Origin of the sequence: Pseudomonas sp. ADAK13, from assembly GCF_012935715.1 — a bacterium.
Classification (GTDB): Bacteria; Pseudomonadota; Gammaproteobacteria; order Pseudomonadales; family Pseudomonadaceae; genus Aquipseudomonas.
The window spans coordinates 4,269,211-4,282,871 of the sequence record NZ_CP052860.1; the positions used below are offsets into that span (position 1 = coordinate 4,269,211).

Here is a 13,661-nt window from a genome sequence, read left to right on the forward strand (position 1 = left end):
AGGCAATTCAGGATTGGCCACCGAGTGCCTTGTTTACTGCCAGCCAGCCCTCTACTGCCGTCTCGCCAGCCTCGGCAAACGCCCGTTGCAGCAGCTTCACTTGCTCGCGACGCAACGACTGTTCGAAACGCTGACCTTCTTCGGTCAACTCCAGCAGGCGCTTACGTTTGTCGGTCTCTGAAGCCACGCTATTCACCAGGTGCATTTCCTGCAATTGGCGCAACGGCATGTTCAACGCCTGTTTGCTCACGCCGAGCAATTCCAGCAATTCCTTGACGCTCAAGGCCGGGTAGCGCGCGATAAAAAACACGATGCGTTGATGCACTCGGCTCAAGCCGCGGCGCTCAAGCATTTCGTCGGCCTTGGCGGTGAACGCTTGATAGCCGAAGAAAAAGGCTTCCATGGCGGTTTGCTGGCTGGTCTGGTTTTTAAGGTCAAGCATATTGACGTATCTGCCCAAGTCGTCGTAATTTCGGTCAAGCAGTTTGACGTATTTTCCTCAGGTTTTGCTACCGGTGACCCTATGGCCTTCTCAGAACGTGTTTCGCGTCTTAAAAGCTCCCTGATCCGTGAAATCCTCGCGGCGGCGCAAAAGCCACAGGTGATGTCCTTCGCCGGTGGCCTGCCCGCGGAAGTGATGCTGCCCAAGCTGGAATGGGAAGGCATGCCGCTGAATATTGGCCAGTACGGCATGAGCGAAGGCGAGCCGCAGCTGCGTGAACTGCTGGCCGCCGAGGCGCGGGGGCTGGGCATTGCGTGCCAGGCCAGCCAGGTCATGGTGGTCAGCGGTTCCCAGCAAACCCTGGATCTGGCGGCCAAGCTGTATATCGACAGGGGCACCAGGATCCTGCTGGAAGGCCCGACCTATCTCGCGGCGTTGCAGATATTCCAGCTGTTCGGCGCCGAGTGCCTGACGGTGCAGCTTGAAGCGGATGGTCCGGACCTGAAGGCGCTGCGCAACAGCCTTGAGCAGCATCGTCCATCCTTCGTCTACCTGATCCCGACGTTCCAGAACCCGTCAGCCGTGCGCTACAGCGAGGCCAAGCGCGAAGCCGTGGCTGCACTGCTGGACGAGTTCGGCGTGACCCTGATCGAAGACGAACCCTACCGCGAGCTGACCTTCGACGGTGGCAGCGCGCAACCCATCGTCAGCCGCCTGAAAAAGGCCAGCTGGATCTACACCGGTACCGTGTCCAAGACCCTGTTGCCGGGCCTGCGGGTCGGTTACCTGATCGCCAGCCCCGACCTGTTCCCGCACCTGCTCAAGCTCAAGCAGTCGGCCGACCTGCACACCAACCGGGTTGGCCAGTGGCAAGCAATGCAATGGATCGGCACCGAGAAATACCAGCACCACCTGGTGGAACTGCGCAGCTTCTACCGAGGCCGCCGCGATGCGTTCCAGGCTGCCCTGGAGCGACATTTCAGCGACCTGGCCGACTGGCAAATACCCCAGGGCGGATTATTCTTCTGGCTGACCTTGAAACAACCGCTCGACACCCGCACCTTGTTGGCACCTGCGCTCGACCAGGACATCGCGTTCATGCCCGGTGAACCGTTCTTTTCCGAGCCGGATAACCATCACGGTCACTTGCGGCTCAATTTCAGCCATATCGACCCGGCGCGCTTGGACGAAGGTCTCAAGCGTCTCGCTGCGGTGGTCCGTCAAGCACAGCACGCGCAAGCGGCATAAGGGGAGCCTCCATGTACAAGGTCTACGGCGATTACAAATCGGGCAACTGCTACAAGGTCAAACTCATGCTCAGCCTGCTGGGCATCGACTATGAGTGGATCGATATCGACATTCTGAAAGGCGACACCCAGACCGCCGAGTTCCTGGCCAAGAACCCCAACGGCAAGATCCCGGTGCTGGAGCTTGAAGACGGTACCTGCCTGTGGGAATCCAACGCGATCCTCAACTTCCTGGCCGACGGCAGCGAGTTCCTGCCGACCGAACCGCGTCTGCGCACCCAAGTGCTGCAGTGGCAGTTTTTCGAGCAGTACAGCCATGAGCCGTACATCGCGGTGGCGCGGTTTATCCAGTTTTACCTGGGGCTGCCGGAAGATCGGCTGGAGGAATACAAGAAGCTGCACAAGGGCGGTTACAAGGCCCTGAAGGTGATGGAGCGCCAGTTGCAGCTGACGCCGTACCTGGTGGGCGACCAGTTCTCGATTGCCGATGTGGCGTTGTATGCCTACACCCATGTGGCGGATGAAGGTGGTTTTGACCTGGGCGCTTATCCGGGCGTGCAGGCGTGGCTGAAACGCGTGGCCAGCCATCCAAAACACGTGGCAATGCTGGGCTGATCACCGAAACCCTGTAGGAGCCCGGCTTGTCGGCGATAGCGCCCTCAACGACGCCATCGCCGGCAAGCCGGGCTCCTACAAGGGGCGCAATTCTTCATTGAGCAACTCAAAACAGCGCTGCGCCGCCGGGCTCAACGGCTGCCCACTGCGACTGATCAACCCGATCTCCCGGTTCACGCCCGGATGATCAATCGTAATCCGCTTCAACCCCTCCAGGCTGTCCGCCGCCGACTCCGGCAGGATACTGATCCCCAATCCCTGCCGTACCAGCGCCAATACCGTCGACATGTAATTGGCCTCCATCCCCGCTTGCATCGTCACCTGTCGCTCATCGAACAACGCGTCTACCTGTTCGCGCACGCTGCTGTCGCGCCCGGTGAGGATGATCGGCTGATTGGCCAGTTGGGTCAGGGTCAACCGGCCATGGCGCGCCAGGGCGTGATCCAGCGGCACAAACGCACACAGCCGGTCATTCAGCACCGGTACAAACGCCAATCCGTGACTCAGCCGCGCTCGTACACCAATGCCGAAATCCACCTCACCCGAACGCACTTGCGCATGAATCCGATGGGCCACCAGGTCGTGCAGCCGCACCTCGATCCCGGCGAAACGCTCGCGAAACAGACGCAGGGCGGGAGGCAAGGCGCCGGCGCACACGGAGGGCAGTGCGGCGATGGTCACCACGCCCCGGCGCAAGGCCGCCAAGTCGCGGGAGCCGGTGACGATGTTGTCCAGGTCCAGCAACAACTTCTCCATCGGCCCACGGGCATCCAGGCCGGCAGCGGTGATGCTGACGTGGCGCGGGCTGCGGTCGAGCAGGGCAACACCGAGCCATTCTTCCAGTTGCTGCACCTGAACGGTCAGTGCCGAGGGCGACAAGTGCAGCTCATTCGCCGCCCTGGTAAAGCTTCCCGTGCGGGCAACGGCGAGAAACGCCTGGATATGCTGGATCGAATTTTTCATTTTTATTTTGCTCGAGCGTTTTGTTTTTACGAATATGAAGTGACGAATATTCCAATTTACAAAGCCTAACGCGATTCCAATACTCCAGGGAAAACAATAACCGGCCGAAAACGCCGTTCTGGAGCTACCCCATGCTCGCTACCCTGGGTGTCATCACCATCCTGTGCCTGCTCACTGCCGTCATGAGCAAGCGCCTCTCGCCACTGGTGGCCCTGATCGCCTTGCCGATCATCGCCGCGCTGCTCGGCGGGTTCGGCCTGCAAACCAGCGCCTTCATCATCACCGGCATCAAGAACGTCGCCCCCGTAGTGGGCATGTTCGTGTTCGCGATCCTGTTTTTCGGGATCATGAGCGATGCTGGCATGCTTGACCCCATCATTGATCGCATCCTGCGCACGGTAGGGACGCGTCCTACACGAATTGTCGTCGGTACGGCGACGCTGGCGCTGCTGGTGCACCTGGACGGCTCCGGCGCGGTGACCTTTTTGGTGACGATACCGGCGATGCTGCCGCTGTATACGCGGCTGGGCATTGATAAGCGCATCCTGGCCTGTGTGGCGGCGATGGCGGCCGGGGTCAACTTCCTGCCGTGGACCGGCCCGGTGCTGCGCTCCTCGGCGGCGTTGCATGTGCCGGTGGCGGACCTGTTCCAGCCGCTGATCCCGGTGCAGATCGTCGGCCTGGTCTTTGTGTTCGCCTGCGCCTGGTGGCTGGGCCGCCGTGAAGAAAAACGCCTGGGCCTGGGCGCCGGCTCCAGTGTGGACGCGGTGCCGCAACGGGTGCTCAGCGACGATGACATCGCCCTGCGTCGCCCGCGGTTGTTCTGGGTCAACCTGATCCTGACGGTGCTGGTGATGGTGGTAATGATCGCCGGTTGGGTCGATCCGGTGGTGATGTTCATGCTCGGCACCGTGGTTGCGCTGTGCATCAACTACCCGAATGTCGACGCCCAGCGTGCGCGGATCGACGCCCATGCCAAAACCGCCCTGACCATGGCCAGCATCCTGCTTGCCGCCGGGGTGTTCACCGGCATCATGCAAGGCACCGGCATGCTCAAGGCCATCGCCGAAGTGGCGGTGGCGCAGATTCCGGCGGGCCACGGCAAGCTGATCCCGGCGGTGGTGGGCTTTCTGTCGATGCCGTTGAGCATGTTGTTTGATCCCGATTCCTACTACTTCGGCGTGATGCCGGTGATTGCCGAAGTCGGCAAGGCGCTGGGTGTCGACCCGTTGCAAGTGGCCCAGGCCTCGCTGCTGGGCGTGCACACCACCGGCTTCCCGGTCAGCCCGCTGACGCCCGCGACTTTCCTGCTGGTGGGCCTGTGCAAGATCGAATTGGCCGATCACCAGCGCTTCACCATCCCCTTTCTGTTTGCCGCGTCAGTGTTGATGACCCTGACGGCTTTGCTCCTGGGAGTGATTTGAAATGAAAACCTTGCGCATCGGTTCCGGCGCCGGCTACTCCGGTGACCGTGTCGAACCTGCGGTGGAATTGGCCGAACGGGGCGACCTGGATTACCTGGTCTTCGAATGCCTGGCTGAACGCACCATCGCCCTGGCGCAACAGGCACGCATCAGCGACCCACAAGGCGGTTACGACCCGTTGTTGAGTGAGCGCATGCGCCGTGTGCTGCCCTTTGTCGGCCAGCCCGACGGCCGCCGGCGCCTGCGGGTGATCACCAATATGGGCGCGGGCAATCCGGTGGCGGCGGCGGTTGAAGTGCGGCGGATTGCCAGCGAATTGGGGCTTAACCTCAAGGTGCTGGCGGTGGTGGGGGATGACGTGCTTGAGGTGTTGCGCCGCGAGCCGGAGCAGTTGCTCGACAACGGCCAGACCCTGGGCTCATTGGGTGACCGGCTGATTTCCGCGAATGCCTACCTGGGGGCCGAGGGCATTATCGAGGCCTTGCGCGCCGATGCCGACGTGGTGATCACCGGCCGGGTAGCAGACCCGTCGTTGTTCCTGGCGCCTCAGATGTTTGAATTTGGTTGGGCTGCTGATGATTGGCAGCGCCTGGGGCGCGGCACGCTGGTGGGGCATTTGCTGGAATGTGCAGGGCAGGTCAGCGGCGGCTACTTTGCCGATCCGGGCTTCAAGGATGTGGACGACCTCGCGCGGCTGGGCTTTCCGTTGGCCGAGATTGACGCAGACGGTGAAGCCTTGATCACCAAGGTCGCCGGGTCCGGCGGGCGGGTCAGCCGTGCCACCTGCACCGAACAACTGATCTACGAAGTGCACGACCCGGCGGCGTACCTGACGCCGGACGTGTGCGCGGACTTCTCCAGCGTGTCGTTTACAGAGGAGGCCGTGGACCGGGTGCGGGCACACGGCGCAAACGGGCGGCCACGGCCTGAACAGTTGAAAGTCAGCGTGGGGTATCTGGACGGCTGGATCGGCGAGGGGCAGATTTCCTACGGCGGCCCGGGGGCGGTTGCCCGTGCGCAACTGGCGCGTGATGTGGTCCTCAAGCGCCTGGAATTGACTGGCGTACGCATGCAGGACGTGCGCGCCGAATTGATCGGCATCGACTCCCTGCACGGCCCGCGCAGCACTGTTGAACCGTGGGAAGTGCGCTTGCGCATCGCCGCCCGTTGCGAAGAACGCAGCGAGGCGGTGCGCGTCGGCAATGAAGTGGAAACCCTCTACACCAACGGCCCGTCCGGTGGCGGTGGTGCCAGCAAGGGCCTGCGCCAGGTGGTGGCAGTGGCGTCATTGCTGTTGCCCCGTCACGCGGTCAATCCGAGGATCGAATCATGAAGCTGCACACCCTGGCCCACTCCCGTACGGGAGACAAGGGCGACACCTCGAACATCTCGATCATTGCGTATCGGGCCGAGGACTATCCGCTGCTCTGCGAACACCTGACGGCTGAGGCGGTGGCGGCGTTTTTTGCGCCGTTGCTGGAGGCGGGGGCGGCACCGGTGCGGCGGTACGAGTTGCCCAACGTGCAGGCACTGAACTTCGTGTTGCCGGGGATCCTGCGGGGCGGGGTGACGCGGTCGCTGGCGCTGGACGCCCATGGCAAGTGCCTGGGTTCCGCGCTACTGGACCTGCACATCAACCTGTAGGAGCCGGCTTGCCGGCGATAGCGGCTTGAAGAGGGGCGGAGAACCCGCCGGCCTCATCGCTGGCAAGCCAGCTCCTACAAAGGGCAGGGCGGGTTTCAGACCGCCGCAAACCGCTTGTCGAGGTAATCGATGATCACCTTGGAGTCGTACATCCAGGTGGTCTGGCCGTTCTCTTCAATGCGCAGGCACGGCACCTTGATCTTGCCGCCTTGCTCCAGCAGGGTCTGGCGGTCCTGCTCGTTGTTCTTCGCGTCCTTCAACGCCACCGGCACGTTCAGGCGGCGCAGGGTGCGGCGGGTCTTCACGCAGAACGGGCAGGCGTGGAACTGATACAGCGTCAGGTCCTTGGCCGACTGGTCGACCAGGGCTTGAGCGCTCGCCGGGCGTTGTTGCTTGCGCGGGCGGGTGATGAAGTCGCCGAAAATGATGATCTGGCCGAGGCCGACTCGAAGCGCTTTAACGAACACGGTTATAAACCTCTTGCCCTAGACTTAAGGGGTCGCAGCTTACCTGATTTTTCACAGGCGAAAAAAAACCGGCGATGAACGCCGGTTTTTCCAGGTGCTGCGTGTTACTTGATCAGGCTGAGAAACTCGCTGCGGGTAGCCGCGTTTTCGCGGAACTCACCCAGCATCACCGAGGTGATCATCGACGAATTCTGCTTCTCCACACCGCGCATCATCATGCACATGTGCTTGGCCTCGATCACCACCGCAACGCCCAGGGCGCCGGTCACCTGCTGGACCGCATCGGCGATCTGGCGGCTGAGGTTTTCCTGGATCTGCAGGCGACGGGCATACATATCGACGATACGCGCGACCTTCGACAGGCCCAGCACTTTGCCGCTCGGGATATATGCGACGTGAGCCTTGCCGATAAACGGCAGCAGGTGGTGTTCGCACAGCGAGTACAACTCGATGTCCTTGACCAGCACCATTTCGCTGTTGTCAGAGCTGAACAAGGCACCGTTGGTGACTTCTTCGAGGGTCTGTTCATAGCCGCGGCAAAGGTACTGCATGGCCTTGGCGGCACGTTTTGGCGTGTCGAGCAGGCCCTCGCGGGAAACGTCCTCGCCGAGCTGGCCGAGGATCGCGGTGTAATTCTGTTCCAGGGACATGAAACTACCTAGTGGGATTTTCGCAAAGGGCAAGGGTACGGCGGCCGACACATCGCTGCAAGCCTGACGATGGCACTTGTTACTCGTCGCGGCCTTCCATCATGGTGCGCTTGAGCATTACATACACCGCGCCGGCGCCGCCGTGGCGCGGTTGGCACGAGGTGAAGCCGAGCACCTGGGAATGCTGGCGCAGCCAGGTATTGACGTGGCTTTTGATCATCGGCCGCTTGCCGTCCAGGCGCACAGCCTTGCCGTGGGTGACGCGCACGCAGCGGATTTCGAATTTGGTGGCTTCGGCGAGGAACGCCCAGAGGGTTTCGCGGGCTTTTTCGACGGTCATGCCGTGCAGGTCCAGGCTGCCCTCGAACGGGATCTGGCCGACCTTGAGCTTGCGCATCTGGCTTTCCTGCACGCCGTCGCGGGCCCACATCAATTCGTCTTCGGGGCCTACATCGATAACGAATTGATCCGACAGGCCGTCCACGGTGGTGGCGTCGATACGCACGGTCGCCGCCTGGCGCAGCTTGGCGATCTGGGCGCGGTCGGTCTTGGGTTTGCCGGTCTCGGCGCGATCGTGCTTGATCGGCTTGACGCCGCGCAGCTCGTTCTTGAATAGGGAAAAGTCGTCGTCTTGCATGTCAGCCTCCGCGAAGGGCGGGCAGTTTACCTAATCGCGGCGGCTTGATGCGCAACAAACGCTATCTGGATGCCATCAGTCGTGCTTTTTCATCAGGTGCGACGCGATGTTCAATGACAGGGGCTGGCGCATGCGCCGACGCAAACGGCGCCACAGCCATACGCCGAACCACAGTACCAGCAGGCCGATCACCAACAGTATTGCAGAACCGCCAGGGCTGGCATTCAGCTCGCCCAGTGCCGGTGAGTGTCCCAACAAACCAGCGGCGCCGGCGATTGCCAGCAGCACGCCCACTATCGCAAACAGCGCGGCAAAGCCGGCGCCGATGCGCAGACGCCAGTTGCTCGGGCCCTTGGGGCGCAAGCGACGAGCGTCAAAACCATCGGATATCTTCATTCCGACCTTTCCTCCAGGGTATCGGCCCTTCGACCGGAAGATACACAGGTTGTTCCGGGTACAGAGGCAATTGCTGCAAATGACAGGCTTTTGCGGATGAGCGGGCGGTTACCCGCTCATCGAAGGTCGATCAGATCAGATCTTTGGTCAAGGCGAGGGTGGCGAAGTTGTCAGCCATGATGGCCATTTCGGTCTGCTGCACGTGGTCGGCGCTGAGGATGCCGCCTTTGTAAGGCAAGTCGCGGGTGGCGCAGGCGTCTTCCACCAGGGTGCAACGAAAGCCCAGGTTCTTCGCCGCGCGCACGGTGGTGCTGACGCTGGAATGGCTCATGAAGCCGCAGACAATCAGGTCCAGGGAGCCGAGGTCCTGCAGGTGCTTCTCAAGGCCGGTGCCGTGAAAGGCACTGGGCAGCAGCTTGCCGATGATGGTTTCGTCGGCCTGGGGTTCGAGGCCGGGAATGAATTCACCGCGCTCGCCCTGGGGATCAAACAGCCCGCCGACCGTGCCCAGGTGGCGCACATGCACGATCGGGCGCCCGGCGTTGCGCGCGGCAGCGGCCAGTTGCTTGATGTTATCGACAGCAGAATCCATGCCCGAAAGGGCGAGGGGGCCACTGAGGTATTCCTTCTGGGCGTCGATGATCACGAGGGTCGCATGGTTCAGGTTCGCCGCTGCGTAACCACGACCGCTGAGTTGAAACATCGTCTTTGGAACGGACATTCTGGGGCTCCTGTGAGTGGGGCTTTTGTGACATTGTCCTCTGGCTGAGCGCTTCTGTGAATCGCTACCATCGTAAGGTACGCCGTTGTTGGCGTGTAGCGATGTCAATAGGGCACTACGTTTAAGCAAAAAGCACGATTAAGATGAAATCCGACGTGCGGCAAAGGGTTTTTCGTACATCGTCGGTACAGCTTAAGACTGTTAGAATCGCCGGTCGTTTTTTCCAGGAGCTTGCCCCCGTGATCACTTCCCGCCTGCGCACCTTGCGCGACCACATCCGATGGGCCGTCAGCCGTTTCCATGGGGAAGACCTGTTTTTCGGCCATGGCACCGACAACGCCTGGGATGAAGCCCGGCAACTGGTGCTCGGCGCCTTGCACCTGCCGTGGGAAATTGCCGACAGCTACCTGGATTGCAACCTGGAAGAAGAGGAAATCTCCCACGTGCAGCGGTTGCTGCACCGCCGTATCCATGAGCGTGTCCCTACCGCCTACCTGTTGAAGGAAGCCTGGTTCTGCGGCATGTCGTTTATCGTCGATGAGCGCGTATTGATTCCACGTTCACCCATTGGCGAGCTGATCGAAAACCGCTTCGAACCGTGGCTGGGCACGCCGCCGGCACGCATTCTGGACCTGTGCACCGGGTCCGGCTGCATTGGTATTGCGTGCGCCTACGAATTCCAGGACGCCGAAGTGGTATTGGGCGACCTGTCCTTTGAAGCGCTGGAAGTGGCCAACCAGAACATCGAGCGCCACGGGGTCGATGAGCGTGTGTATACCGTTCAGGGCGATGGCTTTGACGGTTTGCCGGGGCAGCGGTTTGACCTGATCGTGTCCAACCCGCCGTATGTCGACGCCGAAGACTTTGCTGACATGCCGGATGAATACCAGCACGAGCCGGAACTGGGCCTGGCGTGCGGCGATGATGGTTTGAACCTGGTTCGGCGGATGCTGGCCGAGGCGGCGGATCACTTGACCGAGAAGGGCTTGTTGATTGTCGAGGTGGGCAACAGCCAGGTTCACGTCGAGGCGCTGTACCCGGAAGTGGACTTTGCCTGGCTGGAGTTCCAGCGCGGTGGGCATGGCGTGTTCATGTTGACGGCTGAGCAGTGCCGGGCGCATCAGGCGGTGTTTGCCGCCAGGGTCTGATCTAACGGCAGGAATACGGTCAGTGTGGGAGCTGGCTTGCCTGCGATAGCGGAGTGTCATTGCCGGGGATGCTGGCTGATACACCGCTATCGCAGGCAAGCCAGCTCCCACATTTGTATCCGGTTTCTGCAGAAGGATTACCGATGCGTTGCAATCCAGATCAACAACCCCGCCTGAAACACGGTAAACGCCACCAGGCAGGTAATCGTGAAGCGCAGCCCGCTGTCTTCGCGCTTGAACTTGGTGACCTTTTCCTCTTCCTTGCGCAGCTTCACTTCCTGCTCGGCCAGGTTCTGCTCGGCCTGTTGCAGCATCTGCGCCGCTTCCAGAATTTCCACGAACTGCAGCTTTTCAGTGTTCCAGCTGTCCAGCACATCGCTGACCTTGCCCGGCTGCACGTTGCCCTTCAAATGCTGGACATCGGCATAGGCCACATCAAAACCCTGGATGCGCAGGAAGTGATCACGCCGCAGGCGTGTCGCTTCGTTGAGCGCATCCTTGTTGGCCAGGTCAACGCCGTCGACGCGATAGTGCGACCACTTCTTTTTCGCCCAGGCAGCGCCCTGGGCCACCAGGAAACGGCCGATGCCGCGGTTCGCCGGTTCGATCTCCAGGCTGTTGCCCGGACCAAAATGCACCCGGTGGGTGGCGTGATCGACCCAGATATCCAGGTGATTCTGTTCCCGGCGTACCCGCTGGCCAGGCAACTGAATGACCATGCGCAGCAGGCTGCGGTCCTTGTTATTGCGTTCGGCCCAGCCAAATTGCACGAAGCGCAGGGGCCGTACGCCGGTGGCGCGGTCGGTGGCCAAAGGGGCCAGGCGCAGCATCTTGAAATGTTCGGCCTGTACCTCCGCCCACGGTAACGCGGCCGATGCGGCGGCCTCGGTTTCAGCCGTGTTCTCGGCGGTAGATTCGGGTGTTGCTTCGGTGTTCGTCATTCGGCGCGATCCTGTCCAAGCTCTGCGGGCCGACAGGCTTTTTGCTGTCGACCCATGGCTTATCGGCCGTTTTACTCAGGACTGGAGGGGGAATACTCGCTTAACTGGCGCGAAGTCCGTCGATAAAGCGAACCAGGCGGGTGCCCAGTTCGGCAGCCAGCGGCAACTGTGGGTCGTTATAGGATTCCAATTGCTGCTTCACGTCATTGGGCACGATCCGCATCACGTGGTTCATGCCCTCGATCACCGTCAACTCGGCGTCCGGCTTGGCCTTCTGCAGTTGTTGCGCATCGGCCACGCCGACCTGCAGGTCATTGGTGCCCTGGATGATCAGGGCCGGCATCTTCAGTTTGGCAAAGGCCGCCGCCGGATCGGCGCGGAACAGGCTGATCAGGTAAGGCTGCACGCTGGGTCGGAAAATGCCCTCAAGCGGCGTGGGCACATCGGCATCCACCTGGCCGGCCTTGAGGTGGTCGAGAATCTGGTTGCTGCGCAGCAACAGCGCAGGCGGCATGTGATCGGCCAGTTGCTGGCGGATCACCTGGTCCACCGGGCGGGCGCTGCCGGACAGGGAAATCACCCCGGCCGGGTTGAGCTGTGGGGCGGCGAGGGCAGCCACCAGCGCACCTTCACTGTGGCCCAGCACAATCAACGGCCCCATGCGCGGGTCGGCCTTGAGCAGCTTGCCCCAGGCCACGGCGTCGGACACGTAGGCGTCCAGGGTCAGGTTGCGTTCATCGGGGGTGGCAGCAAGGCTGGCGGCCACGCCGCGTTTGTCGTAGCGCACACTGGCGATGTTGTGCCGGGCCAGCACCCAGGCCAGGCGCTTGAGGCTGTCATTGCGCGCGCCATCGGCGCTGTTGCCGTTGCGGTCGGTGGGGCCGGAGCCGGGAATGATCAGCACCACTGGCACTGGCTTGTCGGATTTGGGCAACAACAGCGAGCCAAACAGCTCGCCGCTGCCGGTGTCCAGGCTGATGGGCCGTTGCAGCACGACAGGGGAGGCGGCGAAGCCAAGGCTGGAAAACAGGGTAAGGGTCAAAAGCAGAACTCGCAGCATCATCGCGCCATCATGAGGAAGGTGCCGGTTGGACCAATGTCTACCGGTAAGGTTTCGATGATGATCTAGTCGGTTAGCCTGCGTATACTGGCCGCCTTAAGTTATTACGGTTGACTTGATTCAACTGATTTCACGGAGCGCCCTGCATGTCCGGCAATACCTACGGCAAGCTGTTCACTGTTACCACCGCGGGCGAAAGCCATGGCCCGGCGTTGGTCGCCATTGTCGACGGCTGCCCTCCGGGCCTTGAGTTGTCCCTGGAAGACCTGCAGCGTGACCTCGACCGCCGCAAGCCCGGCACCAGCCGCCACACCACCCAGCGCCAGGAAGCCGACGAAGTCGAAATCCTCTCCGGCGTGTTCGAAGGCCGCACCACCGGGTGCGCCATTGGCCTGCTGATTCGCAACACCGACCAGAAGTCCAAGGACTACTCGGCGATCAAGGACCTGTTCCGCCCGGCCCACGCCGACTACACCTACCACCACAAGTACGGCGAACGTGACTACCGTGGCGGTGGCCGCAGTTCGGCGCGGGAAACCGCGATGCGCGTGGCGGCCGGTGCGATTGCCAAGAAATACCTGGCGGCCCAGGGCATCGTGATTCGCGGCTACATGAGCCAGCTTGGCCCGATCGAAATCCCGTTCAAGACCTGGGACAGCGTCGAAGACAACGCCTTCTTCTGCCCCGACCCGGACAAGGTGCCGGAACTGGAAGCCTATATGGACCAGTTGCGCCGCGACCAGGATTCCGTCGGCGCCAAGATCACCGTGGTTGCCGAAGGCGTGATGCCGGGCCTGGGCGAGCCGATCTTCGACCGCCTGGACGCCGAACTGGCCCACGCGCTGATGAGCATCAACGCGGTCAAGGGTGTGGAAATCGGCGCCGGTTTCGCCTGTGTGGCCCAGCGTGGCACCGAGCACCGTGACGAGCTGACCCCGGAAGGCTTCCTCAGCAACAACGCCGGCGGCATTCTGGGCGGCATCTCTTCGGGCCAGCCGATTGTTGCGCACCTGGCGCTCAAGCCGACCTCCAGCATCACCACCCCGGGCCGTTCGATTGATGTGCACGGCAACCCGGTGGACGTGATCACCAAGGGCCGTCACGACCCATGTGTCGGCATCCGGGCCACGCCGATTGCCGAGGCAATGATGGCCATCGTGCTGATGGACCACCTGCTGCGCCATCGCGGGCAGAACGCCGAGGTAAAGGTCAGTACGCCGGTATTGGGCCAGCTGTGACAGTGTGTGGCGAGCGAGCGTGCTCGCGCTGGGCTGCGAAGCGGCCCCGAAGCCTGCAACCCGGCATT

16 protein-coding genes are annotated in these 13,661 nt (G+C 62.0%); 7 read left to right on the plus strand and 9 right to left on the minus strand.

All coding sequences use genetic code 11. The features are described 5' to 3' along the window. Nucleotides 1–7 precede the first annotated feature (7 nt). Nucleotides 8–442, minus strand: coding sequence for a MarR family winged helix-turn-helix transcriptional regulator (locus HKK54_RS19720; RefSeq protein ID WP_010176086.1), 435 nt, complete (start codon nucleotides 440–442; stop codon nucleotides 8–10). Nucleotides 443–523: 81 nt separating this feature from the next. Between HKK54_RS19720 and HKK54_RS19725 the strand changes: the two genes are divergently transcribed. Together HKK54_RS19725 and HKK54_RS19730 are read left to right on the plus strand one after the other, a co-directional pair. Continuing rightward, a complete protein-coding gene (locus tag HKK54_RS19725) occupies nucleotides 524–1,690 on the plus strand; it encodes an aminotransferase-like domain-containing protein (RefSeq protein WP_169387530.1) in 1,167 nt (388 codons plus the stop codon). 11 nt (nucleotides 1,691–1,701) lie between these two features. Further along, nucleotides 1,702–2,304, plus strand: a complete 603-nt coding sequence (locus HKK54_RS19730) for a glutathione S-transferase family protein (protein ID WP_169387531.1) — start codon at nucleotides 1,702–1,704, stop codon at nucleotides 2,302–2,304. 75 nt (nucleotides 2,305–2,379) lie between these two features. On the opposite strand, the gene HKK54_RS19735 is transcribed toward HKK54_RS19730, so the two are convergent. Continuing rightward, on the minus strand, nucleotides 2,380–3,267 hold the full coding sequence (locus HKK54_RS19735) for a LysR family transcriptional regulator (protein WP_169387532.1): 888 nt from the start codon (nucleotides 3,265–3,267) through the stop codon (nucleotides 2,380–2,382). 131 nt (nucleotides 3,268–3,398) lie between these two features. Between HKK54_RS19735 and HKK54_RS19740 the strand changes: the two genes are divergently transcribed. From HKK54_RS19740 to HKK54_RS19750, 3 genes are read left to right on the plus strand one after another with little or no spacing between them, the layout of a single operon-like run. Next, a complete protein-coding gene (locus HKK54_RS19740; protein WP_169387533.1) occupies nucleotides 3,399–4,691 on the plus strand; it encodes a CitMHS family transporter in 1,293 nt (430 codons plus the stop codon). Nucleotide 4,692: 1 nt separating this feature from the next. Next, nucleotides 4,693–6,024 carry an acyclic terpene utilization AtuA family protein gene (locus tag HKK54_RS19745; protein ID WP_169387534.1) on the plus strand — a complete coding sequence of 444 codons (1,332 nt, stop codon included), beginning with the start codon at nucleotides 4,693–4,695 and terminating at the stop codon, nucleotides 6,022–6,024. Then, on the plus strand, nucleotides 6,021–6,335 hold the full coding sequence (locus tag HKK54_RS19750) for an AtuA-related protein (protein ID WP_010176076.1): 315 nt from the start codon (nucleotides 6,021–6,023) through the stop codon (nucleotides 6,333–6,335). Before HKK54_RS19745 ends, HKK54_RS19750 begins: the two co-directional genes overlap by 4 nt. Before the next feature lie 95 nt (nucleotides 6,336–6,430). Here the strand turns inward: HKK54_RS19750 and HKK54_RS19755 are convergent, their stop codons facing one another. The 5 genes from HKK54_RS19755 to HKK54_RS19775 all read right to left on the minus strand — a co-directional run bounded on the left by HKK54_RS19755 (nucleotide 6,431) and on the right by HKK54_RS19775 (nucleotide 9,206). Beyond that, nucleotides 6,431–6,802, minus strand: a complete 372-nt coding sequence (locus HKK54_RS19755) for a glutathione S-transferase N-terminal domain-containing protein (RefSeq protein ID WP_010176073.1) — start codon at nucleotides 6,800–6,802, stop codon at nucleotides 6,431–6,433. A 104-nt stretch (nucleotides 6,803–6,906) separates the two neighbouring features. Continuing rightward, nucleotides 6,907–7,452 (minus strand): GTP cyclohydrolase I FolE, encoded by a 546-nt coding sequence (gene folE, locus HKK54_RS19760; RefSeq protein ID WP_003204506.1) that lies wholly within the window; start codon nucleotides 7,450–7,452, stop codon nucleotides 6,907–6,909. 79 nt (nucleotides 7,453–7,531) lie between these two features. Further along, entirely contained in the window at nucleotides 7,532–8,089 is a 558-nt protein-coding gene (locus HKK54_RS19765) for a Smr/MutS family protein (protein ID WP_169387535.1), read from the minus strand. Nucleotides 8,090–8,164: 75 nt separating this feature from the next. Then, nucleotides 8,165–8,485, minus strand: a complete 321-nt coding sequence (locus HKK54_RS19770; protein WP_010176065.1) for a hypothetical protein — start codon at nucleotides 8,483–8,485, stop codon at nucleotides 8,165–8,167. Between the two features lie 130 nt (nucleotides 8,486–8,615). Then, a complete protein-coding gene (locus HKK54_RS19775) occupies nucleotides 8,616–9,206 on the minus strand; it encodes a cysteine hydrolase family protein (protein WP_010176063.1) in 591 nt (196 codons plus the stop codon). A 239-nt stretch (nucleotides 9,207–9,445) separates the two neighbouring features. Between HKK54_RS19775 and prmB the strand changes: the two genes are divergently transcribed. After that, a complete protein-coding gene (gene prmB / locus HKK54_RS19780) occupies nucleotides 9,446–10,354 on the plus strand; it encodes a 50S ribosomal protein L3 N(5)-glutamine methyltransferase (RefSeq protein WP_003213129.1) in 909 nt (302 codons plus the stop codon). Nucleotides 10,355–10,491: 137 nt separating this feature from the next. Here the strand turns inward: prmB and HKK54_RS19785 are convergent, their stop codons facing one another. Together HKK54_RS19785 and HKK54_RS19790 are read right to left on the minus strand one after the other, a co-directional pair. Beyond that, nucleotides 10,492–11,295 carry a hypothetical protein gene (locus HKK54_RS19785; RefSeq protein WP_169387536.1) on the minus strand — a complete coding sequence of 268 codons (804 nt, stop codon included), beginning with the start codon at nucleotides 11,293–11,295 and terminating at the stop codon, nucleotides 10,492–10,494. A gap of 100 nt (nucleotides 11,296–11,395) precedes the next feature. Continuing rightward, entirely contained in the window at nucleotides 11,396–12,358 is a 963-nt protein-coding gene (locus HKK54_RS19790) for an alpha/beta hydrolase (RefSeq protein ID WP_010176059.1), read from the minus strand. A 143-nt stretch (nucleotides 12,359–12,501) separates the two neighbouring features. On the opposite strand from HKK54_RS19790, the gene aroC reads away from it, so the two are divergent. Beyond that, a complete protein-coding gene (gene aroC, locus HKK54_RS19795) occupies nucleotides 12,502–13,593 on the plus strand; it encodes a chorismate synthase (protein ID WP_010176056.1) in 1,092 nt (363 codons plus the stop codon). Nucleotides 13,594–13,661: the final 68 nt, after the last annotated feature.